General features: G+C 54.0%; 19 protein-coding genes and 1 pseudogene. 17 read left to right on the forward strand and 3 right to left on the reverse strand.

Features of this window, described 5'->3' with window-relative positions:
• Nucleotides 1-192: 192 nt before the first annotated feature.
• A complete protein-coding gene (ugpB, locus tag FKN99_RS09700) occupies nt 193-1,521 on the forward strand; it encodes a sn-glycerol-3-phosphate ABC transporter substrate-binding protein UgpB (protein ID WP_172117663.1) in 1,329 nt (442 codons plus the stop codon).
• A gap of 34 nt (nt 1,522-1,555) precedes the next feature.
• On the opposite strand, the gene FKN99_RS18000 is transcribed toward ugpB, so the two are convergent.
• Nucleotides 1,556-1,684 carry a hypothetical protein gene (locus tag FKN99_RS18000; protein WP_254908609.1) on the reverse strand — a complete coding sequence of 43 codons (129 nt, stop codon included), beginning with the start codon at nt 1,682-1,684 and terminating at the stop codon, nt 1,556-1,558.
• Here FKN99_RS18000 and ugpA point away from each other — a divergent pair.
• From ugpA to FKN99_RS09735, 7 genes are all read left to right on the forward strand, one after another.
• Nucleotides 1,683-2,567, forward strand: a complete 885-nt coding sequence (ugpA, locus tag FKN99_RS09705; RefSeq protein WP_172117664.1) for a sn-glycerol-3-phosphate ABC transporter permease UgpA — start codon at nt 1,683-1,685, stop codon at nt 2,565-2,567. The genes FKN99_RS18000 and ugpA overlap by 2 nt on opposite strands.
• 18 nt (nt 2,568-2,585) lie before the next feature.
• Nucleotides 2,586-3,434: a sn-glycerol-3-phosphate ABC transporter permease UgpE gene (gene ugpE, locus FKN99_RS09710; protein WP_172117665.1), complete on the forward strand. Its 849-nt coding sequence runs from the start codon at nt 2,586-2,588 to the stop codon at nt 3,432-3,434.
• Between the two features lies 1 nt (nt 3,435).
• Nucleotides 3,436-4,491, forward strand: coding sequence for a sn-glycerol-3-phosphate import ATP-binding protein UgpC (locus FKN99_RS09715; protein WP_172117666.1), 1,056 nt, complete (start codon nt 3,436-3,438; stop codon nt 4,489-4,491).
• 132 nt (nt 4,492-4,623) lie between these two features.
• Nucleotides 4,624-5,841 carry an RNA polymerase sigma factor gene (locus tag FKN99_RS09720; protein WP_172117667.1) on the forward strand — a complete coding sequence of 406 codons (1,218 nt, stop codon included), beginning with the start codon at nt 4,624-4,626 and terminating at the stop codon, nt 5,839-5,841.
• Nucleotides 5,842-5,960: 119 nt separating this feature from the next.
• Nucleotides 5,961-6,803, forward strand: a complete 843-nt coding sequence (locus FKN99_RS09725; RefSeq protein WP_172117668.1) for a VOC family protein — start codon at nt 5,961-5,963, stop codon at nt 6,801-6,803.
• Nucleotides 6,800-7,177, forward strand: a complete 378-nt coding sequence (locus tag FKN99_RS09730; RefSeq protein ID WP_172117669.1) for a YciI family protein — start codon at nt 6,800-6,802, stop codon at nt 7,175-7,177. The genes FKN99_RS09725 and FKN99_RS09730 overlap by 4 nt, the downstream gene beginning before the upstream one ends.
• Nucleotides 7,174-7,542 carry a DUF1428 domain-containing protein gene (locus tag FKN99_RS09735; protein ID WP_172117670.1) on the forward strand — a complete coding sequence of 123 codons (369 nt, stop codon included), beginning with the start codon at nt 7,174-7,176 and terminating at the stop codon, nt 7,540-7,542. Before FKN99_RS09730 ends, FKN99_RS09735 begins: the two co-directional genes overlap by 4 nt.
• Nucleotides 7,543-7,619: 77 nt before the next feature.
• Here the strand turns inward: FKN99_RS09735 and FKN99_RS09740 are convergent, their stop codons facing one another.
• Nucleotides 7,620-9,266 (reverse strand): bifunctional metallophosphatase/5'-nucleotidase, encoded by a 1,647-nt coding sequence (locus tag FKN99_RS09740; protein WP_172117671.1) that lies wholly within the window; start codon nt 9,264-9,266, stop codon nt 7,620-7,622.
• A 472-nt stretch (nt 9,267-9,738) separates the two neighbouring features.
• Here FKN99_RS09740 and FKN99_RS17910 point away from each other — a divergent pair.
• The 5 genes and pseudogenes from FKN99_RS17910 to FKN99_RS09765 all read left to right on the forward strand — a co-directional run bounded on the left by FKN99_RS17910 (nt 9,739) and on the right by FKN99_RS09765 (nt 15,951).
• A pseudogene (locus FKN99_RS17910) lies at nt 9,739-10,485 on the forward strand (phosphate/phosphite/phosphonate ABC transporter substrate-binding protein).
• A gap of 99 nt (nt 10,486-10,584) precedes the next feature.
• On the forward strand, nt 10,585-11,388 hold the full coding sequence (gene phnC, locus FKN99_RS09750; RefSeq protein ID WP_172117672.1) for a phosphonate ABC transporter ATP-binding protein: 804 nt from the start codon (nt 10,585-10,587) through the stop codon (nt 11,386-11,388).
• A gap of 16 nt (nt 11,389-11,404) precedes the next feature.
• Complete coding sequence (gene phnE, locus FKN99_RS09755) at nt 11,405-12,208, forward strand: phosphonate ABC transporter, permease protein PhnE (protein ID WP_172117673.1); 804 nt, start codon at nt 11,405-11,407, stop codon at nt 12,206-12,208.
• A gap of 252 nt (nt 12,209-12,460) precedes the next feature.
• The gene (gene fdhF / locus FKN99_RS09760) at nt 12,461-15,427 is read left to right on the forward strand and encodes a formate dehydrogenase subunit alpha (protein WP_172117674.1); all 2,967 of its coding nucleotides are present in this window, start codon (nt 12,461-12,463) and stop codon (nt 15,425-15,427) included.
• Nucleotides 15,427-15,951, forward strand: a complete 525-nt coding sequence (locus FKN99_RS09765; protein WP_172117675.1) for a DUF1641 domain-containing protein — start codon at nt 15,427-15,429, stop codon at nt 15,949-15,951. Before fdhF ends, FKN99_RS09765 begins: the two co-directional genes overlap by 1 nt.
• A 42-nt stretch (nt 15,952-15,993) precedes the next feature.
• On the opposite strand, the gene FKN99_RS09770 is transcribed toward FKN99_RS09765, so the two are convergent.
• Nucleotides 15,994-16,992: a mechanosensitive ion channel family protein gene (locus tag FKN99_RS09770; protein ID WP_172117676.1), complete on the reverse strand. Its 999-nt coding sequence runs from the start codon at nt 16,990-16,992 to the stop codon at nt 15,994-15,996.
• A 485-nt stretch (nt 16,993-17,477) separates the two neighbouring features.
• Here FKN99_RS09770 and FKN99_RS09775 point away from each other — a divergent pair, with 485 nt between their 5' ends.
• From FKN99_RS09775 to FKN99_RS09790, 4 genes are all read left to right on the forward strand, one after another.
• Entirely contained in the window at nt 17,478-18,641 is a 1,164-nt protein-coding gene (locus tag FKN99_RS09775) for a glycosyltransferase family 4 protein (protein WP_172117677.1), read from the forward strand.
• Nucleotides 18,604-19,143, forward strand: a complete 540-nt coding sequence (locus tag FKN99_RS09780; protein ID WP_172117678.1) for a phosphatase PAP2 family protein — start codon at nt 18,604-18,606, stop codon at nt 19,141-19,143. The genes FKN99_RS09775 and FKN99_RS09780 overlap by 38 nt, the downstream gene beginning before the upstream one ends.
• A gap of 114 nt (nt 19,144-19,257) precedes the next feature.
• Nucleotides 19,258-20,703 (forward strand): sodium/glutamate symporter, encoded by a 1,446-nt coding sequence (locus FKN99_RS09785; RefSeq protein WP_172117679.1) that lies wholly within the window; start codon nt 19,258-19,260, stop codon nt 20,701-20,703.
• Nucleotides 20,704-21,704: 1,001 nt separating this feature from the next.
• Nucleotides 21,705-21,836, forward strand: coding sequence for an entericidin A/B family lipoprotein (locus tag FKN99_RS09790; protein ID WP_087108872.1), 132 nt, complete (start codon nt 21,705-21,707; stop codon nt 21,834-21,836).
• Nucleotides 21,837-21,838 lie beyond the last annotated feature (2 nt).

Raw genomic sequence — 21,838 nt, forward strand, 5'->3', positions numbered from 1 at the left:
CTCAACCCTATCATCGCCCTCGCAGAGCGCCTACTACCAATGCCCTTGGATAAAACCCAAAGCTTTTATAAAACCTTGGTCCAGTTAGCATTCATCAAAATGTCATCTACACTCATTATTGTTCAGTGCACCCACAAATCTTAAAAAACGCATTGTGCCACCTGGCTCGCGCCAGGCCCAAAAGGAGCTCACATGTCTCGTTTTATGTTACGCGCGTTATCTACTGGCATCACCGCGGCTACGCTGAGTGTTTCCGCCCACGCCGCTACCGAGATCACCTGGTGGCACTCCATGGGCGGCGAGCTGGGCGAGCGCTTGAGCGCGCTTGCCGAAGACTTCAATGCCACCCAGGATGAGTACCGTGTTACGCCCTCCTATCGGGGTGAATACGAACAAACCATGGTTAACACCATTGCCGCTTTCCGTGCAGGCGAGCAGCCTCACATCGTACAAATTTACGAAGTGGGCACCGGCACCATGATGGCCGCCCAAGGCGCTATCTATCCGGTGTTTGAGCTGATGGAAGAGCACGGCAACACCTTTGACCCGGCTGATTATCTGCCTGTGGTAACCGGTTACTACACCGACACCAACGGCAACATGCTCTCCATGCCGTTCAACTCGTCCACACCGATTCTTTACTACAACAAAGCCATTTTTGAAGCGGCTGGCCTCGACCCTGAATCACCGCCTACTACGTGGGCTGAGATGGGCGAGATGGGTCAGCAAATCGTCGATGAAGGCGCGGCCTCTTGCGGTTTCACCATGGCCTATGCGGCCAACTGGGTCGGCCTTGAGAACTTCTCAGCGCTGCACAATCAGTCCATCGGCACCCAGGAGAACGGCTTCGGCGGTCTGGACACCGAGTTTGCCTTTAACGGCGACGTACAGGCGCGCTTTTGGGATCAGTTGAAAGAGTGGTCGGATAGCGGCGTCTATAGCTACGCAGGCCCAGCAAACGGCCCGGACGCGGCGCCCTCGTTCTATTCCAGCGACTGCGCGATGTACATGAACTCGTCAGCATCACGCGCCGATGTGTTGGCTAACTCCGACTTCGACGTAGGCTTTGGCATGCTGCCCTACTACGACGACGTAGACGGTGCACCGCAAAACTCAATCATCGGCGGCGCGACTCTGTGGGTGCTTTCCGGCCATGAAGACGACGAGTACACCGGCGTTGCTGAATTCCTTGAGTATCTCTCCTTGCCTGAGATTCAGGCCGAGTGGCACCAGGGAACCGGCTACCTGCCGATTACCACTGCCGCTTACGAGCTGAGCCAGGAGCAGGGTTACTACGATGAGAACCCAGGCGCGGATATTGCCATCGAGCAGATCAACTTAAACGAGCCGACAGAGAACTCCAAAGGCCTGCGCTTTGGCAACTACCCCCAAGTGCGCATGGTTCTGGACGAAGAGTTCCAGGCCGTACTAGCCGGCGACAAGAGCGGTCAGCAAGCCCTGGATGATGCGGCAAGCCGCGGCAACCAGATCCTGCGCGACTTTGAGGCAGCCAATAACTAAGCGCTTCGCGTTACTTGTCAACAAACCCCGGCTTTTATAGCCGGGGTTTGTTATAGGAGCCATCCCATACGCCCAAGTCACCGGGGCCTATGGGATGGCTTACTTCCTGGCAGCTGAGCACAGCGGCCAGCCGCACCAACGCCCGTACGACAGGATGTGTCATGCAGACCAAACGTTCCACCTATCAAAACCGGTGGCTCCCTTTCTTACTGTTAGCGCCGCAGTTGGCGATTACGCTGGTGTTTTTTATCTGGCCGGCAAGCCAGGCGGTTAAGTCGAGCTTCGAGCGCACCGATGCGTTCGGCTTTAAAACAACGTTTGTCGGTCTGGAGAACTATGCACGCGTTCTGGCCGACCCCAGCTACCTGAACGCGCTGGGGCGCACCGCGATTTTTTCCGTCTCGGTGACGGTACTTTCCATGAGCCTGGCGCTTTTACTGGCCGTTTGCGTCAACCGTGTGCTGAAGAGCGCCAAGTTCTACACCACGCTTCTGGTATGGCCTTACGCCGTCGCCCCAGTGGTAGCAGGTGTGTTGTGGTGGTTTCTGTTCAACCCCACCATCGGCCTCCTGCCGCATCTGCTCGACTGGTTCGGTATCAGCTGGAATCACCGCGTTTCGGGCTCTCAAGCAATGATTTTGATCACCATTGCCGCCGCTTGGAAGCAGATCTCCTATAACTTCCTGTTCTTCCTGGCAGGGCTGCAATCTGTTCCGCAGTCACTCATGGAGGCAGCGGCCATTGATGGCGCGGGCCCCTTTAAGCGCTTTTGGAGCATCGTGCTCCCGCTGCTATCGCCCACCACTTTCTTCCTGCTGATCATCAACATCAACTACGTGATGTTCGACACCTTCGGGGTGATCGATGCCACCACCGCTGGCGGGCCTGGCCAAGCCACCATGACATTGGTCTACAAGGTCTACACCGATGGCGTAGCGGGGCTGAATATAGGCTCCTCATCCGCCCAGTCGGTCATGCTGATGGGCATCGTGATTATCTTGACGTTTATCCAGTTCCGATACGTGGAACGCCGGGTCAACTACTAGTGCGTTAAGGAAGTAAACATGGTTGAAAAAAGACCCTTTCTAAATATTCTGACCCACCTGGTGCTCATTGCAGGCGTATTGGTGGTGGCGTTCCCGGTATACGTGGCCTTTATCGCCTCGACCCACGAATCCAGCGCCTTCGTGCGTGGGGTGCTGCCGCTGCTTCCCGGCGACAACATGTTTGCATCCTACCGACAGATGCTCAGTTCCGGCTGGCAGGTAGGCGGCACGCCGCCGGTCTGGCTGATGCTGGGTAACTCGCTGATCATGGCGCTAACCATTGCGATCGGTAAGATCGCCATTTCGATTCTTTCCGCTTTTGCGATTGTCTATTTCCGCTTTCCGTTTCGCATGCTGGCGTTCTGGGTCATTTTCATCACACTGATGCTACCGGTCGAAGTGCGTATCATCCCCACCTACGCCGTTGTGGCAGACCTCGGCATGCTGAACTCCTATGCGGGCTTAACCCTGCCACTGATTGCCTCCGCTACCGCGACCTTCCTGTTCCGCCAGTTCTTTATGACCGTGCCGGAAGAGCTGATGGAGGCCAGCCGAGTGGATGGCGCCGGGCCGATGAAGTTCTTCAAGGACATATTGCTGCCGGTATCGATCACCAATATCGCCGCTCTCTTTGTGATCATGTTTATTTACGGCTGGGTGCAGTACTTGTGGCCACTGCTGGTCACCACCGACGAAGACTTCTACACCATCGTGCTGGGCATCAAGCGCCTGATGGCCTCGTCCGACCGCGTACCCGCCTGGAACCTCATTATGGCGACCGTCACGCTTGCCATGCTGCCGCCGGTATTAGTGGTGCTGTTTATGCAAAAACTGTTCGTGAAAGGCCTGACCGAGACGGAGAAATAAGATGGCCAGTATTACCCTGGAAGGGCTTAGAAAAACCTACGCAGGCGACGTACACGCTGTTAAAGGCATTGATCTGGCGATTGAAGACGGCGAGTTTGTGGTGCTGGTGGGCCCTTCGGGCTGCGGTAAATCCACGCTGTTACGCATGGTAGCCGGGCTTGAAACGATTACCGACGGTACGCTTAAGATTGGTGATCGGGTGGTCAATAAGCTTGAACCCGCCGAGCGCGATATCGCCATGGTATTTCAAAACTACGCGCTTTACCCGCACATGACGGTGTACAGCAACCTCGCGTACGGGCTGAAAAACCGCGGTTTTAAAAAACCTGAAATCGAAGAACGGGTGCGCAAAGCGGCCAAAATGCTCGAAATCGAGGAATTTCTTGCGCGCAAGCCGCGCAAGCTCTCCGGCGGTCAGCGCCAGCGCGTCGCCATGGGCCGGGCATTGGTGCGCGAGCCCGCGGCTTTCCTGTTCGACGAGCCGCTCTCTAACCTGGATGCCAAGCTGCGCGTGCAGATGCGTGTGGAGATCAAGCAGCTTCAGCGCCGCTTGAAGACCACCAGCCTCTACGTAACCCACGACCAGTTAGAAGCGATGACGCTGGGCGACCGTTTGGTGGTGCTTAGCGCTGGCAAAATCGAGCAGGTAGGCACGCCCATGGAGATCTACGCGCGCCCTGCGTCGATGTTTGTAGCAGGTTTTATCGGCTCGCCTGCGATGAACATGGTGCCGCTTGAATACCTGCAAACGCGCGGCACCCATGACCTGCTAGACGATCTTCCCGCCGAGACCGACACAGTCGGCATTCGCCCGGACGATATGCGCCTATCGCCACCCAATGCCCCCCACCTGGTGGTCGACTCCACGCTGGAGCTTTTTGAAGCCGCCGGCGCCGAAAGCCACCTTTACGTGCGGCTCGCCGACAGCGACCAGCCCACTGTGATTCGGGTGAGTGGCCAGCCGCCGGTCAACGAAGGCGAAACGCTACGCTTCTATGTCACCCGCGAAGCGCTGCACCCGTTTAACAGTGTAACCGGCCAGCGCGCGGGGGATTGACTCGCCTTTTACGAAAACAACAGCCAGTAGAAAAAGAGCAAGTAAAAAGGGGCGCTATAGGCTAGGTTTGAGAAAGCATTATTGACTATTATCCACTTTGGCGCCCCTATAGATGCGAATGGGTCTTCTACCATGCGTCCTAAACCCTCCTTACTCGATGCCCTTTACCGTACTCATGCCAGACGTGTTCAGGCCACCCTGATCCGTCTGCTGGGAGACTTCGAGCTTGCCGAGGAAGCCATGCAAGATGCCTTTGTCGCCGCAGCTCAACAGTGGCCTGCCAAAGGCGCCCCCGATAACCCTCAGGCGTGGCTGATCCGCACCGGCTATTACTGCGGAATCGATCAAATTCGTCGACGCAGTACAGCACGCCGCCGGGCACATTTGCTATTACCGATGGAAGAAACCTGGGAATTCGACGATGTCGCTATCGCGGATGACTCACTGCGGCTGCTGTTTACCTGCTGCCACCCAAGCTTAAGCATAGAAGCACGCCTTGCGCTAACACTACGTGAGATGTGTGGGCTAACCACTGAGCAAGTCGCCCGTGCCCTACTGATGAAACCTTCAACCGTGGCACAGCGCATCGTACGGGCAAAACGCAAGATTCGCGATGCACATATTCCCTATGCGGTACCTGCGCCGGAGGCATTGCCCGAGCGTTTGCCGGACGTCCTCCAGATTATTTACCTGGTTTTCAATGAAGGTTATTCAAGCAGTAGCGGCACAATGGTGGTCGATATCAGCCTGACCCGCGAGGCGCTACGTCTTGGCGAGGAACTGGCAGCGTTGCTACCCCAGGGTGAAGTGTTTGGGCTACTGGCACTCATGCTGCTTACTAACGCCCGCCGAGATGCCCGCCAGGATAAACAAGGCGGCCTGGTCACACTGGAAGCGCAAAACAGGCACCTATGGCACCAGAAGGAAATTCACACAGGTATTGAGTGGCTCGAACAGGCACTCGCCCTTACCCCTGTTGGTTTTTATACCCTTCAAGCCTCTATTGCCGCCGTACACGCCCAAACCCATGACTCTGGGCAAACTGACTGGGCACGGGTTGTCAGGCTGTATGACGCTTTATGTCGCCATTATCCATCGCCTGTCCTGACCTTGAATCGCGCGGTGGCCGTTGCCATGCATGATTCTCCAGCAACCGGATTGAGACTGCTTGATGAGCTATCTCATCATCCTCAACTCTCTCGCTACTATTTATTGTATGCGGCACAGGCGGATTTGCTACGTCGACAGGGCAACAATGACGCAGCGCGCGATGCTTACCAAAAGGCCCTGACATTAACCACTCAGGATCCAGAAAAACGCTTTTTGCTCGACAGATTGACCGAACTTTAAGCATCGTTATAAAAACATCGCTATAAAAACCTTGTTATAAAAAAATAATCTGCAGGCCTGTCGATTTGCGAACACGCCAGACGTCTAGAGAGTATCCACCACAATAAAAGAGACTCTCAATGAAATTCATGCTGATACGGCGTGCCGATGCGGCCACCGAAAATGGCGTTATGCCATCCCAGGAAATGCTTGCCGCCATGGCTGATTACAACGAGCGCATGATGCAGGCAGGTGTACTCGTAAGCGGCAACGGCTTACATCCAACAAGCGATGGCTGCCTGATCCAGTTCAATAACGGCACTCCCACTATCCTCCCCGGCCCTCTGGCTCCTGCCAGTGAGCGTATCGCTGGTTATAGCGTGCTGGAGACACCTTCACTTGACGTCGCTTTGGAGTGGGCACAACAGTGGCCAACGCTGGATGCCGACGGCAACGTACTCCTTGAGCTAAGGCGCTACTTTACACTTGAGGAGTTTGAGCCCGGCGCAGGCCTGGATAAGCATCACGACCATGCTCGCGTACCGGATGCCATGAATGTGTATGTCGCCTTTCCTGGCACCTGCCGGGAAGCCATGCAGTTCTATGCCGACGTGCTCGGCGGCCACATAGAGTGCTTGCTGACTTACGCAGAAACCCCAGCGGCGGAACATGCGCCCCCTTCACTGCATGACCGCATCATCCACGCCTCGCTGAACCTACGCGGTCGTCGCTTGATGGGCGCCGACATGGCGCTTGAACAGCACATGCCACCACAAGGCGTGCAGATTCAGCTGGAGTATCAGGAGATCGAGCAAGCCTCCCGAACCTTTGCACGACTTTCCGAAGGCGGAGAGGTGATCATGCCTTTTGAACCAACATTCTGGTCTGCAGGGTTTGGCATGGCCACTGACCGCTTTGGCGTGCAGTGGATGATCAATGTGTCGGCGGATAGTTGCCTTTCTACTGAAGGAGAAACGCCATGAAATATGCGGCATTAGTGTACTACCAGGAACAACTTATTAGTGCCATGAGCGACCAGGCGTGGCATGACCTTAATCAGGAGTGCATCGCGGGGGTAGAGCGACTGAGCGCTCAAGGAAGTTACCTGGCCGGTGAAGCGCTGCAACCAATAGACACTGCTACCACGGTGCGTGTACGCAATGGCGAGACAGTGATTACCGACGGCCCGTTTGCGGAAACCAAAGAACAGCTGGCCGGTTTTTACCTGCTCGAAGCGCGTGATTTAAACGAGGCACTACAGCTAGCCAGCCGCATCCCACCCGCGAGACTCGGCAGCATTGAAGTACGCCCCATTCGAGAACTCCCGCCCAAAGCCCAGACTGGAGAAGCATCATGAGCACCACCACTCAACGCTATATTGATGGTTTCGTCGCGGCCGTGCCCACGGCTAATAAAGAAATATTCATCGAGCACGTCCGTGTTGCTGCCGAAGTTTTCAAAGAGCATGGCGCGCTGCGGGTAGTCGAGTGCTGGGGCGAGGATGTCCCCGAAGGGGAAATCACCTCTTACTCCATGGCTGTTCAGCGCAAGGATAATGAAACCATTATCTTCTCGTGGATCGAATGGCCATCCCGCGCCGTGCATGATGAGGCGATGCCCAAGGTCATGAAGGACCCGCGCTTACAGCCGGATATCAATCCCATGCCGTTTGATGGCAAGCGGGCGATATTCGGTAGTTTTGCCACGCTTATCGATGAGTGACCAGGCTTCTGCGTGGCTTTCATGACTCTGAATAAGGGCCGCCTCTACGTAACGTCCGGACGGCCCGTCATCCATATTTAATGTTGGCGAGCCTGGTCAGTGATGCGCCCTTCAACCTGATAAACCACTTCGCCAACAGCCACCATATGGTCACGCAGCATTTCCCAGTCGGTATTGCCGACAATGGTGCTGCGCTCATCTTCATAGGCGGCTTCTAACGCAGTATGGCTGTCGCCACCAGCTGCGGTAAAATGGTTGGTGGCGATGGTGTAGGTACTTTCAGGGTCTACCGGCTGCAACGTGCCATTCTGCGTCACCTTCAAGCTTACAACGCGCTCACCAACGGGTTGGCGGCTGTCATATACCAACTCGGTACCGTTCGACACCTGCAGAAAACCGCCGCTTTCATCCGGGGCATTTGCCAGTCCGATCTCGAACGTTTCCAAAAGCTCCGCGCCCGTCACACTCACCAGCGCCAGGCGATTGCCAAACGGCTGCACGGCAACCAGCTCACCCACACTCACATCACCCTGGGCGATGGGCTCACGAATACCGCCGCTATTTTGAATGGCCAGCACGGTTTCCGGGTTCACCTTGCGGGCAGCAGCAAGCTGACCATCGGCAATCAGATTGCCCAGCGCCGTTTCATCGGCACGCACGCTTTGTTCATCACCCTTGCCGTGGCGGGGGTTAGGCAGGGCTGAAACCACCCGAGCGCCCACCAGCGTATCGCGTACCTCCTCAATTTTCGCGGTATACGGCGCCAAGAGGGCGGCAGCTTCGGCGTCTGGCTCGCGTTCTGCGGTGGCAAGCAACTCCCCGTTAGCCTCCAGTACGTTGCCATTATCATCGAACGTTACCTGCATGACGCCCAGGTGCTGACCGTACTCGCCTGCCTGACCAATCACGGTGGGCGCTATCGGCTCGCCCCGGTCGTTTTCGGTTAGCATAACAGGGGCTTGCAAGTGAGTATGGCTGTGCCCGCCGATGATCACGTCCACTCCTTCCACATGCTGGGCGAGCAGCAGGTCATTGCCCATACTCGGGTCGCTGTCGTAACCCAGGTGAGTAAGCGCGACGATCTTGTTGACCCCTTGGGCTTCAAACGCTTCCACCATCGCTTCAGCGGCCGCCCTATAATCGCTAATGGTTACCTTACCGGGGCTGGAGACGGTCTCGCTGCCTTGCGTGCTTAGTCCAAAAATACCGATTCGCTCGCCACCTTGCTCTACCACAATGCCGTCGTACAGGTGGCCAGGCTTAGGCTTATTTTCGGGCTCGGCACCGATCGAATCACCGAGTAGCTCGGCAAACTCGGGCGAGGTAGAGAAGTCCAGGTTCGCTCCCACAATAGGAAAGTCTGCGGCAGCAAAGAAAGCCGCAAGGGCCTGATGACCCTCTTCCGGATCACCCAAGTCGAACTCATGGTTCCCCGGCACGAAAGCGTCATAGCCCATCAAATTCATGAACTCGACGGCGTCCTGCCCTTGGTATTCGGTGAAATAGAGCGTACCTGAAAAGATATCCCCAGCGTCCAGCAGCAATCCGTCGCCGAACCGCTCGCGCGCCTCGTCCAGCGTGGTGATGAGCTGAGGGTAGTGGTCGGTACGCCCGTGCAGGTCATTGGTATGAAAAATGGTCAGCGTATAGGGCGCAGCATACGCCGAGGTAGTAAGCAGCCCCGCCGCTATCCCTAGCGCAATACTGTGAGGAATAAGACGCATCAGTATGGTTCCTTTTATATAAGCGTTATAGCAAAACGATAGCGTGCCCTAAAAGCCTGACAAATTGGTGACGGTCCTTATGCATGTCATTTCAGCGCACTCATTTACCTTAGCTTAAGTGATACAAAAATAGCCTTTTACCTCATTTCACTCACGGCAACAGGCAGACTAAATAGCCCTCACTGTTCAAACCACCATGTCATGAGATAGAGATAAGACCGTCATCTTCGCTACACCAAAGTGTCATCAATAGCTGCCACTCTATGGAGCCATCACTCCATGCTAGGCAAGCTACTGCTGCGTCGCCTCTGATATCTCCTCTCTTGGGAAGCTCACAATGCACAAGTCACTCCTCGCGCTTGCACTCTCCACCGCCGCAACGCTGGCAACAACCGCCACCACCTATGCCAATGAAGATTTAAGCGACATTTGCCCTAACCCACTGCGCATGGCCGATACGGGGATTGAAGGCATGGGGCCACTGGCAGAAGCGTTTGGCCCCTTCGCTGAGGCGTTTGAGGAAACGACCGGACTTGAGCTTAAGATGTTTAGCCTAAGCAACCGTACAGCGGCGGGCACAGCGCTTCAATATGACGATGTGGATCTGGTATTTGCCGGTCCTTCGGAATTCGTGCTGTTTGATCGCGAAAGCGATATTGAAATTCTGTTCGCCATCGAGCGCCCACACTATGGCAGCAGCTTCTATGTGCCCGCCGATAGCGATATCTAATCTCTTGAAGATTTAGCAGGTCACCGCGTAGCGCTGAAGGATGTTGGCTCTACCAGTGGACATATTTTCCCAAGCCAAATGCTGGTGGATGCCGGGCTGGATATTAACCGGGACCTGGAAATTATCATGGCTGGCGACGCGCGTATTGCTGCCCTGATCAATGGCGATGTCGATGCCATGGGCGGCGGCAATCGCGACATTGATGAGATTCAAGCCATGGATCCTAACGGCGAATACCGTGTTATCGCCACGAGCGACGTACTGCCTGGCGACCCAGTGGTTATGCGGGGCTCTTTAGATGATGCCTGTAAAACAGCACTGCGTGACACGCTAAATGCCAATGCCGATACGCTGTGGAGTGCATTGATTGCCACAGAGCGCAACGAAGGCAAATTCTTAAACCGAGACTCATCATTGGGCTTTGACCGCACCAATGAAGATTACGACGTAGTCCGTCAAGCGTACGAAGCCGCGGGCATTCCCCTTTAACGGTTAGGTACCCAACATGCACAGGGACGTGCCGTTTAAAGGTTTCAACATGATGGCCTATAACCTCCCCCTCCTGGCAGTAACGCAGGAGGTTTTTGTATGAATGCGATCACCATTACTGACTTGCATAAATACTACGCAAAGCTTCACGTACTACGCGGCTTAAATCTCAGCGTTCGCCAAGGCGAATGCGTTATTTTGCTGGGCGCCAATGGATGCGGAAAATCGACACTGATGCGCTGTCTCAATGGTTTGGCACCTCACGACCAAGGCAGTATCCACATCCTTGGCGAGCCGCTAACGCGCCTGTCGACAGCCCAAATGCGCAGGCAGCGCCAGAAAATAGGCGTTGTGTTCCAGCAGTTCAATCTGGTGCAAAACGTGAGTGTTTTTCAAAACGTTTTATACGGTGCACTTGGCCAGCAGCGTTTAGGACTTCTCACCAGCCTTGCCTGTTTCGCCAGTGATGAGCTGCGCGAACGGGCGATGGCGGCGCTTGAGCGAGTAGGGTTGGCGCATAAAGCACAGGCTGAGTGTCGGGCACTTTCAGGCGGCCAACAGCAGCGCGTGGCCATCGCCAGAACACTTATGCAGGATGCCGAAATTATTATTGCAGATGAGCCTGTTGCCAGCCTCGACCCTAAAGCCGGCCGTGAAATCATGGATTTATTGCTGGATGTCGTGACAGAGCGAGGCATGACGGTGCTCTGCACGTTGCATCAGCTAGAGCTCGCCCAGCAATACGGCGACCGTATTGTAGGGATGAAAGCAGGAAGAATTGTTCTGGACTCGCCACGCCAACAGGTCGAATTAGACGATATGCAGCAACTGTATCAAGGCGAGACCCGTGTCGATCAACCACTGCTTTCGACCCCTACTCGTTTAACGCCCGTTACCCACTAACTGCCGAGAGCAGCCCATGCCTACTAATCGTCCGCTTGCGACGGCGTTGCCGCCCCGATTTAAGCGACCGTCACTGTTTACCTGGGGTATTGCCCTGGCGTTTTTAGCCCTGTTTATTCAAGGGGCTATGGCGACCAATGTCACGCTTGAGCGCTTGCTGCGCGGGGTCGTCAATCTGAGCCATTTTTTGGGTCGCGCCTTCCCCCCCGATCTCAGCAATCTGGATGTATTGGCATGGTCGATGTTTGAAACGCTAAACATTGCCATTGTGGGCGTGACCATTGGGGTAATACTTAGCCTACCGTTTGCCTTGCTGTCGGCACGTAATACCACCCCCGCCTCCTGGGTTCGCACCCTAACGCGGTTTATTGTTTCGACGATGCGCACCATTCCGGACCTGATTTGGGCGCTCATTTTCGTGGTGGCCGTTGGCTTGGGCCCCATGGCCGGCGTGTTGGCGATCATCATGGACACCATTGGTTTTGCAGCGCGCTTTTTCTCGGAGCGTATCGAAGAAGTCCACCCGGGGCCTTCTGAAGCGCTTAGCGCTACCGGTGCGGGTAAGCTTTCAGTGATCGGCGGCGCAATTTTGCCGGAGACGTTGGCCTCCATGACCGCGACTAGCCTATATAGCGTCGAAAAGGCCCTGCGCTCAGCAGTTACGTTAGGCCTGGTCGGGGCTGGCGGCATCGGTGTTGAGTTAGCTGCTGCCATGCGGCTTTTCAATTTTGATCGCGCACTGACTATTATTCTATTCATTCTGGTGGTCGTAATTGCCTTTGAACAATTGTCCTCACAAATCCGGAAACGAGTGATTTAGCGAACAATCAAATATAAGCGCTTACTTATCTAAAATCGCCGTTGGCTGTCACTATAAATGCGCTAATACAGAAGGCCGCGGCGTCTCCGGAATACTCATTCAAATTCCCCTTTCACGCTTTAACTTAAGTTCAATCCCGAGCCGCCCGCTTTTACAACCCTCCCCCCTTGACTACCTTTTGACCAATACATCTGCGCATTAAAGAGGACTGATACCAGGATAAAAACAAGGGATCCATGGAGGAATGCCCACATGAACCGACCGTGCACGATTACGTTTGATGATAAAACATTAACCGGCAACGCCGATGAACCGCTAATCGACTTTCTAAAAGCCCAAGGCATTAACTTACCCAGCGTCTGCTATCACCCTTCCTTGGGGCCTATCGAAACCTGCGATACGTGCTGGGTTAATGTTAACGGCGAGATAAAACGAGGCTGTACGCTGCGTACCGAAGAGGGTCTTAACGTTTCCAGCCAAGACAGAGAGGCCGAAGCCGCTCGCCATGAAGGAATGGATCGCTTGTTAGCCAAGCACGAGCTTTACTGCACCGTGTGCGAGAACAACAATGGCGACTGCACGGTGCACAATGCGCTGGTAGAAATGCAGATCCCCATCCAGCGCTACGAATTCACGTCCAAGCCTCATGAAAAAGATACTTCTAGCCCTTTCTATACCTACGACCCGGACCAGTGCATTCTGTGCGGCCAATGCGTGGAAGCGTGCCAAAACGTCGAAGTTAATGAGACGCTGAGCATCGACTTTTCCAGCGAAGACCCGCGCGTACTCTGGGATGGTGGCGAAAAGATCAACGACTCAAGCTGCGTACATTGCGGCCACTGTGTAACGGTTTGTCCGTGTAATGCGCTGCAGGAAAACAGCATGTACGGCCAGACAGGCCCGCTGACCGCACTGCCCTGGTTGCTTAAGCGGCCGATGATTGAAATAGTCAAGGAAGTCGAAAACACCACCAGCGCCATACCCATCACCGGTGTTTCAGAACTGGATGCCGCTTTGCGCGAGCCGGGCATCAAACGTACAAAAACGGTATGCACCTACTGCGGTGTAGGCTGCGCGTTTGAGATGTGGACCCGTGATCGCAACATTCTTAAGGTTCAGCCCACGCCAGATGCCCCGGCTAACGGTATCTCAACCTGCATCAAGGGCAAATTTGCCTGGGACTTTGTAAACAGTGAAAAACGCCTCTCGACACCGCTGATTCGGGAAAAGGGTCAGTTCCGTGAAGCCAGTTGGGACGAAGCGCTGGATCTGGTGGCGAGCCAACTGATGAGCGTGCGCGACACCCACGGCCCACAGAGCGTGGGCTTTATTGGTTCCAGTAAAGCCAGCAACGAAGAGGCCTACCTAACGCAGAAAATTGCCCGGCTGATCATTGGCACCAACAGCGTGGATAACTCATCCCGCTACTGCCAAAACCCGGCGACTAAAGGGCTTTTCCGCACCGTGGGTTACGGTGGCGACGCCGGTACCATCAAGGACATAGAGCAGGCTGAAGTAGTGGTGCTGGTAGGCAGCAATACCGCCGAAAACCACCCAGTGATTGCCTCGCGCATCAAGTCCTCACAGAAGCTGCACGGCCAAAAGCTGGTGGTGTTCGACCAGCGCCAACATGAAATGGCCGAGCGGGCGAATCTTTTCATGCGCCCCAATGTCAGCACCGATTTAATCTGGGCGTCGGCGCTATCACGCTATATGTTCGATAACGACCTGGCCGACCATGAATTCCTCGGGCGCTGGGTCAATAACGTCGATGAGTATCGTGAATCGCTGGCGCCGTTTACGCTTGATTTTGCGGAACAGAAAACCGGCATTCCCAAACAGCAATTGATTGAGGCCGCTGAATTAATCGGCCGGGCAAAACGTGTCTGCCTGCTATGGGCCATGGGAATTACTCAACATAGCCACGGTTCGGATACCAGCACCGCGCTTTCCAACTTGCTGCTGGTCACTGGTAACTACGGCAAGCCAGGTACCGGCGGTTATCCCATGCGCGGCCATAATAACGTGCAAGGCGCCAGCGACTTTGGTTGCTTGCGCAACATGTACCCAGGCTATGAAAAGGTCACCGACGAAGATGCCCGTAAGCGGTGGGCCAAAGGTTGGGGCGTTAAGCCTGAACAGCTCTCCAGTGAAATCGGTTATGGCAACTTCCTGATGGTGCAAGCCGCCGCCGAGGACAAGCTTAAAGCCATGTACATTATTGGCGAGGAAACGGCCTTCTCCGACTCCAATACCCATAACGTCCATTCCGCATTTGAAAGCCTCGACTTTATGGTCGTGCAGGACATGTTTTTAAGCCGTACCGCTGAGTTTGCCGATGTCGTGCTGCCCGCCTGCCCCAGCGTCGAGAAAGACGGCTCCTTTGTTAATACCGAGCGGCGTATTCAGCGCTTCTACCAAGTGCTTGACCCACTGGGCGATAGCCGCCCGGATTGGCGTATTTTAACGGACCTTGCCGCGCAAATGGGCCACGACTGGGGCTATAACCACCCCTCCGAGATCATGGCAGAGTGCGCATCTATATCCCCCATGTTCGCGGGGGTCAGCTACGAGCGCCTGGAAGGCTGGAAGTCGTTGCTCTGGCCGGTTGCCGAGGACGGCACCGATACGCCACTGCTGTATACCGATGGATTTCCGACGGAGGATGGCAAAGCTAGCCTGTTTCCGCTGGAGTGGAAAGAGCCTTCAGAGGCCTCGGATAAAGAGTACGGCCTAATGTTGAACAACGGTCGTCTGTTGGAACAGTTTCAGGGAACCAATCAGACTGGCCGCTCGCCGGGTATTTGTGACCAGGTAGCCCATGGGTTTGTTGAAGTTAGCCCCGAGCTTGCCGCCGAGCGCGGGATCGAAGACGGCACATGGGTCAAGATAGCTTCACGTCGGGATAGCATTGAGTTTCCAGCTATCGTCACCGAGCGTGCCGCAGGAAAAACTCTTTTTATGCCCATTCACTTCGGCAAACTGGGGGTTAACTCGCTGACCGGCGAACATAACGACCCCGATGTGCAAACACCTGCCTATAAGGAAGTTGCCGTAAAGCTTGAAGTGCTCGACAAACACACCGCCCTCCCGCTCCCCAGTAACAACTACCGCTACGGCCACCGTACGCCCAATAAGGGCGTTGCGGTCGAGGTCAAATGGGCAAAGGATGACTACCAGCTTCCGCCTGCCCAGCAAACCAATCCGAGGAAAATGTGATGGCCGAACGAATTTCCTACGACGTGCCGCCGCCTACTATCGGCCCGGATGCTCAGGAGGAACTTGATAGGCTGGTGCAAACGCTCCATGAGCACGGTCTGCTGCGGTTTGCCAATGACATGGTTGCCTCTAATCATGAGCTAATGCGTATTGCGGTAGACGGGTTAAATAAACCCGGCTCGCTTAACACTATTCAGAACTTATCGGTCATCGTGATGACGCTTTCAATGCTACCACCAGATCGGTTTTACCAAGTGATGTTTGCGCTTAAAGAGGGAATTGAGCAGGTTGGCAACCATCGCCATGAGGACAAGGCCAAGCACAAGGAGCAAGCACGAAGCCAAGACAAAGAAAAAGACACCGCCCCCGGCATCACCGGGGTGTATCACATGCTCAAAGATGACGAGCTGTGGTATGCCCTTAAACCGATTCTGGCAGGCCTGCGGGCTTTTTCCGAGCGGCTGGACCAGCCCATAGACAAACCGGTGACGGATTTCACCGGCAAGCCTACCGAAGGGCCTTAAACATATTGCTTAAATCTGTGTATGGTTATTAACGGCGTGAGTTTAATCCTTCTCAAGATAGACAGTCCGAGAGGGGAAGGCAAAATCGGCGTCATGACTATGCACGATGGTGATGATATTAAGGTAGATATCTTGTTGGATCGCCAGCCATTCCGCCCATTTCGTGGTCTTGGTAAAACCATAGACCATAATATTGAGTGAGGAATCCGCAAATTCGTTGAAGTAGACGAGGAGAGTCTGCGTGAAATCAATGCCGTCGTGCTTCTGAAGCATCGCGCGAATATCGTTGACGACGGCGGCAACCTTGTCGGCATCCTCGTACCTGAGGCCGACCGTAGTACTGATGCGCCTGTTATGCATCTGCCCCGGATTTTCGACGCTGATCGTTGAGAAAACGGAGTTAGGGACAAAGAGCGGGCGGTTATCGAAGGTGATGATCTTTGTCATTCTCCAACCGATTTCCTCGACGGTACCCTCAATATTACGGTCTGGAGACCGAATCCAGTCGCCAAACTTGAAGGGGCGGTCAAAATAGAGCATCACGCCGGAGAAAACATTGCTTAGAACATCCCGTCCGGCAATACCGATGGCGATACCGCCGAAGCCGCCAAAGGCCAAGAGGCCCGAAAAGCTCAGGCCCAGATGTTCACCGAACAAAAGCAGTAACACCAGCGCCATTGCAAGTTTAAGGATGCGGGCTATGCTTGTGGCCGAGGTTTTATCACTTCCCTTTGTTACCTGAGCGGCCGTCAGGCGGTTGATCAGCAGGAAGGTTTGCTGCATGGCTGTCAAACCAATAGCTACCAAGGTCAGGTCGTCAATGATATCCGGCTTTATGGCGGAGACCTTCCTGTCGACCAGTATCTGATTGATGGTCTTGTTCAGAGTCAGCAGGAAACCCGCATTCGCGGCGAACAGAACAACGTGAACGGAGATGCTGTGGGACCAGCTCCTTCTTTTCCGCATGATAAAACCGGAGGCCAGCGCGACCGTCAGAAAAGCTATCAAGAGCCCCGCATTTATCCAGTCGTTGATCATCATGTTTCCGTTCCTTGTTCCAGGCACCGCCAATTTCGCCCAGCTTCATCGCCATGTAAACCAGTGTTTATTCATGAATAACAATCCGGGCATGGCAAATCTTCTTTATTAAAACGTCATTAGAGCCTAATTAAACATACCACTTCTTAGCAACGCACTACCAATATGCTCAAGCAAAATCACAGAACGTAGTGGCATGCGCACATGGCTCTTTTAGTTGCCCATGAAAACCCTATTGTCCTAATAACACTGCAGCACACCCAACGGTAAAAAAAATAGCCAACGAATCTTTTATTATAAAATTCCTCTTTCAGTTGCTTTTATCAGGTTGTAATCTATTAATAATAACGCCGTTAAAAAGCAGGCCTATCAATAAGTAAATAAACGGCGATTGATATTTATGTCACTAGTTTTTCACTGTCCTGACTTGGCAATGTCATCGTTACCGGCCACACTAAGTTAAAATATGATTAAGGGGCGTATCGTTTATGCGGCTATGTATTGTGAGTGAAACGTGGTCACCCGATATTAATGGCGTTGCGCACACGCTAAGCCGCATTAACCACGAACTGCACCAGCAGGGCGTAACGGTCGATGTGATTCGCCCACGCCCCAAAGTACCCGGAAGCGCTACGCATATTGCCCAGGAAATGCAGGTTAAATCTGTCGCTTTACCTGGCTATGCGGAAGTACAGGTAGGCTTGGTAACGCCCGCTAAGCTGCGCCGTTTCTGGCGTAAGTACCGTCCTGATACGATCTATCTTGCTACCCAAGGCCCGCTTGGCTGGGCGGCACGACATGCGGCGAGGCAACTCAATATTCCTCTGGTGGCGGGCTGGCATACCAACTTTGACCACTACTGCCACGATTACGGCGTGTCGTGGTTATCCTCCGCCACGCGGCGCTATTTGCGCTACTTTCATAATGGCTGTACCACCACGCTGGTCCCCACCCGTTTACAAGCCGAGACGCTACGCCGCCAGGGTATCCACGGCGTTCAAGTGCTGTCGCGCGGAATCGACGGAGAGCGCTTTTCACCCGCTTTTCGGGATAGCGCGTTACGCCGTCAATGGGGAGTGAGTGACCATCAGCCCGTGGCCATTTATGTCGGTCGTTTAGCCGCTGAGAAAAACCTCACGCTACTCCAGGAAACACTGCAAGCCATGCGTGAAGTGCGCCCGGATATGGCCCAGGTCATTGTGGGCGATGGCCCAGCGCGTGCGCAGCTTGAAAAGGCGCTACCTGATGCACACTTCACCGGGTTCGTCGATAAACATGAATTAGCCCGCCACTATGCCAGCGCCGATATCTTTGTCTTCCCTTCGCTGTCAGAAACCTGGGGCAATGTGATTACGGAAGCCATGGCCAGTGGTCTGGCTGTTGTGGCCTATCGATACGCAGCAAGCGCTGAACTGATTGAAAATGATCAAAACGGAATGACGATAGCGCTTGATGATGGCGACGCGTTTCAGCAAGCAGCGGTCGAGCTTTGCCAACACCCCGCCGACTATGCACGGCTAGGGCGTGTTGCGCGCCTTCGCGCACTTGAGCAAAGCTGGTCGGGCATTGCAGACCAGTTTATGCAGTACCTTCAGCAAGCCCAGGAGAATTACCATGCGTCCGCGCCCGCTTGTCGTATTCGATCGTCTTGATTTACTGGAGTGGCGCCTCTGCCAGCGGGTGACACGACTCAACCTGTTTCGCCCGTGGCGAATTCTCTTGCAAGCCGCCAGTCGAATAGGTGACTGGCCTATCTGGGTACTGCTGATAGCCGCTCAGCCTTGGCTACAGCCGGATGGAATCTGGCGTATGGTGCAATACACCAGCATCGCACTGCTGGCGATGGCGGCTTATCGCTTAATCAAAACGCGGTTATGCCGCGAGCGGCCCTTTATTACCTACCTGGGTGGCGTGCATTGCGGTGAGCCTGCGCGTGATCGTTACAGTTTCCCCAGTGGCCACACCATGCACGCCGTAATGTTTAGCGTACTGGTGGCGGCTCATACGCCGTGGCTACTTCCTTTAGTGGTGCCTCTGGCCCTGCTGATTGCCGTTTCCCGTGTTGGCCTCGGACTCCACTACATTAGCGATGTTCTTGCAGGCGCCGCTATGGGTTATGGCTTTGCCCTACTTAGCCTCTATTGGGCAGGCTAAGCATTAACTATTCGCCAATTTAACCACGACGCACTACGTTAAAACCAACCCTGTCATTTACTTGGTCTTGTGAAGACGGCATACGCCCTCTCGCATTCATTAAGGAGTGATGTGATGACCATGACGGTTGGTGAGCTTTTTATTGCACTGGTGATTATCTCTCTCGCGCTCGTCGCAAGTAATGCGCTGCGGCTTCGGATTGGCTGGCTACGTAGGCTGTTCTTACCCAGTTCCGTCATTGCTGGTCTTGTGCTTTTATTGATGGGCCCGGACGTTATCGGCCGCTTGCTGCCTACTTTTTTTGAAGAGAGCCCCGGTCTTTTCCCCGCGTATGTACAAGAGAGCTGGTCTGCGCTACCTGGCCTTTTGATCAACGTGGTATTTGCTGCCCTCTTTATCGGTAAAACGATTCCTGGCATTCGTACTATCTGGCTGCGCGCAGGCCCCCAGGTCGTTGTTGGACAAACAATGGCGTGGGGCCAATACGTGGTGGGTCTGACGCTGGCGCTGTTGATACTTGTCCCCTTGTTTAATATGAACCCCATGGCGGGTGCCCTTATTGAAATTGGCTTTGAAGGCGGCCATGGTACGGCCGCTGGCATGGCCGATACGTTCGCTGACTTGGGGTTTGAAGAAGGCGCTGACCTTGCACTTGGTCTCGCCACCGTGGGCATTGTTTCCGGTGTACTCATTGGCACGCTCATGATTAACATTGCCGCGCGCCGCAACATCATTACGCCCAGCAACGAGAACGATGAACCTGATGACATGATCCGTGAGGACAGTCGCCCTTCTACTGAAGAGTTTAGCGAATTTAAAAAAGACCTCATGCATGAAGCAGGAACCACTGACCCGCTTAGCCTGCATATTGGGTTGGTGGGCATTGCCATTTTAATAGGTTGGCTGCTGCTCTCTGGCCTACAGTGGATCGAGCAGGTCACCTGGGCAAGCAATGGAGGCCTTGAGATATTAGCGCACGTGCCGCTATTTCCTATCGCGATGATTGGCGGCGTCATCGTCCAGTTAGTGATCACGCGCTTTGGCCTGGAGCACCATGTTTCCACACGCACCATGGCGCGAATTGCTGGCACCGCGCTTGATTTCACCATTGTCGCAGCACTTGCCACGCTGTCACTCACCACCCTGGGGGAATACTTCCTGCCCTTTTTACTGCTTGCCGTCGCCGGCATTGCCTGGGGGTTATTCGTTCTTATCGTGATTGCCCCCCGAGTGATTCCAGAAGGCTGGTTTGAGCGGGGCATTGGAGACTTTGGACAATCCATGGGGGTCACGGTGACGGGCTTATTGCTGATGAGAATGGCGGACCCCAGCAATAAATCCGGCGCGCTTGAGAGCTTTGGCTATAAGCAGCTTATGTTTGAACCGGTGGTAGGTGGTGGGTTATTTACCGCTGCTGCTCTGCCCTTGATAGGCGAGTTTGGTGCGCTCGCCATACTGGGCTTTTCGGCTATTTTAACCGTCGGCTGGTTAGTCTTTGGCCTGCTGTACTTCGGACGCATGGTGCCCGACAGAGGCCGTGGCCGCTGGCAGAAACAGTAGCCCGCCGCGTTATGCTCACCCCAAACGATCATGCCCACTTGCGTGGGCATGATCGCTTAGTGTACGTATTCTTTTTAGAACGCGCCGTTGGGCGGTAACCATCAAATATCGGGCGGTATGTCTTCGTGGTTGTCTGTTGTGACCATAAAAGAACTTTTAAACATCATGTATAACCCGATGGCGGAAAACACCAAGAACAGCACAAACATGCATAACATCAATCCCATCGCCATAACGCTTGTTCCTGAAATGCGCGGCTACTGCATTGGCATGTTCTAACCGCTTAGATTTAGTGTGCTGCAAGGATAGACTAAATCGGCGGCGTCATCTGTACAAATCTTTTGCAAATTATAGCTAGGAATCAACAATTTTATAATTTTCAACAGCTTAAAAAAACACACAACGCAAAAAAACCACAACGCTTACGCGAAATGGTCATTTTGCATCTCAGCCAATCCCTGGCCTCGACGATTAGCATATCCTTATGCTAATACAAATGAGCGGGTGAATGTCCTTTAACGTCCTGTTCTTCTACTTGGCTCCTGCCTTCCCTTGTTTCCTATCAATCCGCTCATGTTGTTCCTACTCATAATATTGCAGGCTTTAGGCCAACTGCCAACATGAAAACAAAAACCAAACAAAATCAAAAACTTGAAATAAAAGCACTTTCCTAAAAACAACGAAAAACCCTCTTTAGCCGTGTGTAAAAAAGGCACATGCGACAAAAATACCTGCTCATCGAATGGTCACCGTGACACTAAGCACCACTTGGGAAGCTGAACGTTTGGCTATTGCTCACTTTATTTCGGCAAAAACGTACTACTTCTTACCCTAACGTGTTATTGCTGGCTAATATAAAGAGAAGGCAAGATACTTCGAAGGCGCGCTTGGTATGGGCTACTGCGTTGCTGATGGCAGCCTTACTATTTTATGCAAGAATGGTTTTACGCAGGACTGTTTCTACTCACGACTATTTCTGATCAACAAGAAGGGATCATTCAATGAAACGCACATGGGCGATGGGTGTAGTGCTATTAACCACACTGCTGGCGATCAGCGGTTGTAATACGATTCATGGCGCGGGAGAGGATATCTCGGAAGGCGGCCAGGCGATTGAAAGAGCAGCGGAATAACC

This window comes from Halomonas hibernica, from assembly GCF_013183775.1.
In the GTDB taxonomy this organism is placed as follows: domain Bacteria; phylum Pseudomonadota; class Gammaproteobacteria; order Pseudomonadales; family Halomonadaceae; genus Vreelandella; species Vreelandella citrativorans.

Excerpts from the sequence above, each read along its gene's own strand:
- ugpB (WP_172117663.1), top strand. The coding sequence starts at position 193 with ATGTCTCGTTTTATGTTACGCGCGTTATCTACTGGCATCACCGCGGCT.
- ugpA (WP_172117664.1), top strand. The coding sequence starts at position 1,683 with ATGCAGACCAAACGTTCCACCTATCAAAACCGGTGGCTCCCTTTCTTA.
- FKN99_RS18000 (WP_254908609.1), bottom strand. The coding sequence starts at position 1,684 with ATGACACATCCTGTCGTACGGGCGTTGGTGCGGCTGGCCGCTGTGCTC.
- ugpE (WP_172117665.1), top strand. The coding sequence starts at position 2,586 with ATGGTTGAAAAAAGACCCTTTCTAAATATTCTGACCCACCTGGTGCTC.
- FKN99_RS09715 (WP_172117666.1), top strand. The coding sequence starts at position 3,436 with ATGGCCAGTATTACCCTGGAAGGGCTTAGAAAAACCTACGCAGGCGAC.
- FKN99_RS09720 (WP_172117667.1), top strand. The coding sequence starts at position 4,624 with ATGCGTCCTAAACCCTCCTTACTCGATGCCCTTTACCGTACTCATGCC.
- FKN99_RS09725 (WP_172117668.1), top strand. The coding sequence starts at position 5,961 with ATGAAATTCATGCTGATACGGCGTGCCGATGCGGCCACCGAAAATGGC.
- FKN99_RS09730 (WP_172117669.1), top strand. The coding sequence starts at position 6,800 with ATGAAATATGCGGCATTAGTGTACTACCAGGAACAACTTATTAGTGCC.
- FKN99_RS09735 (WP_172117670.1), top strand. The coding sequence starts at position 7,174 with ATGAGCACCACCACTCAACGCTATATTGATGGTTTCGTCGCGGCCGTG.
- FKN99_RS09740 (WP_172117671.1), bottom strand. The coding sequence starts at position 9,266 with ATGCGTCTTATTCCTCACAGTATTGCGCTAGGGATAGCGGCGGGGCTG.
- phnC (WP_172117672.1), top strand. The coding sequence starts at position 10,585 with ATGAATGCGATCACCATTACTGACTTGCATAAATACTACGCAAAGCTT.
- phnE (WP_172117673.1), top strand. The coding sequence starts at position 11,405 with ATGCCTACTAATCGTCCGCTTGCGACGGCGTTGCCGCCCCGATTTAAG.
- fdhF (WP_172117674.1), top strand. The coding sequence starts at position 12,461 with ATGAACCGACCGTGCACGATTACGTTTGATGATAAAACATTAACCGGC.
- FKN99_RS09765 (WP_172117675.1), top strand. The coding sequence starts at position 15,427 with ATGGCCGAACGAATTTCCTACGACGTGCCGCCGCCTACTATCGGCCCG.
- FKN99_RS09770 (WP_172117676.1), bottom strand. The coding sequence starts at position 16,992 with ATGATGATCAACGACTGGATAAATGCGGGGCTCTTGATAGCTTTTCTG.
- FKN99_RS09775 (WP_172117677.1), top strand. The coding sequence starts at position 17,478 with ATGCGGCTATGTATTGTGAGTGAAACGTGGTCACCCGATATTAATGGC.
- FKN99_RS09780 (WP_172117678.1), top strand. The coding sequence starts at position 18,604 with ATGCGTCCGCGCCCGCTTGTCGTATTCGATCGTCTTGATTTACTGGAG.
- FKN99_RS09785 (WP_172117679.1), top strand. The coding sequence starts at position 19,258 with ATGACCATGACGGTTGGTGAGCTTTTTATTGCACTGGTGATTATCTCT.
- FKN99_RS09790 (WP_087108872.1), top strand. The coding sequence starts at position 21,705 with ATGAAACGCACATGGGCGATGGGTGTAGTGCTATTAACCACACTGCTG.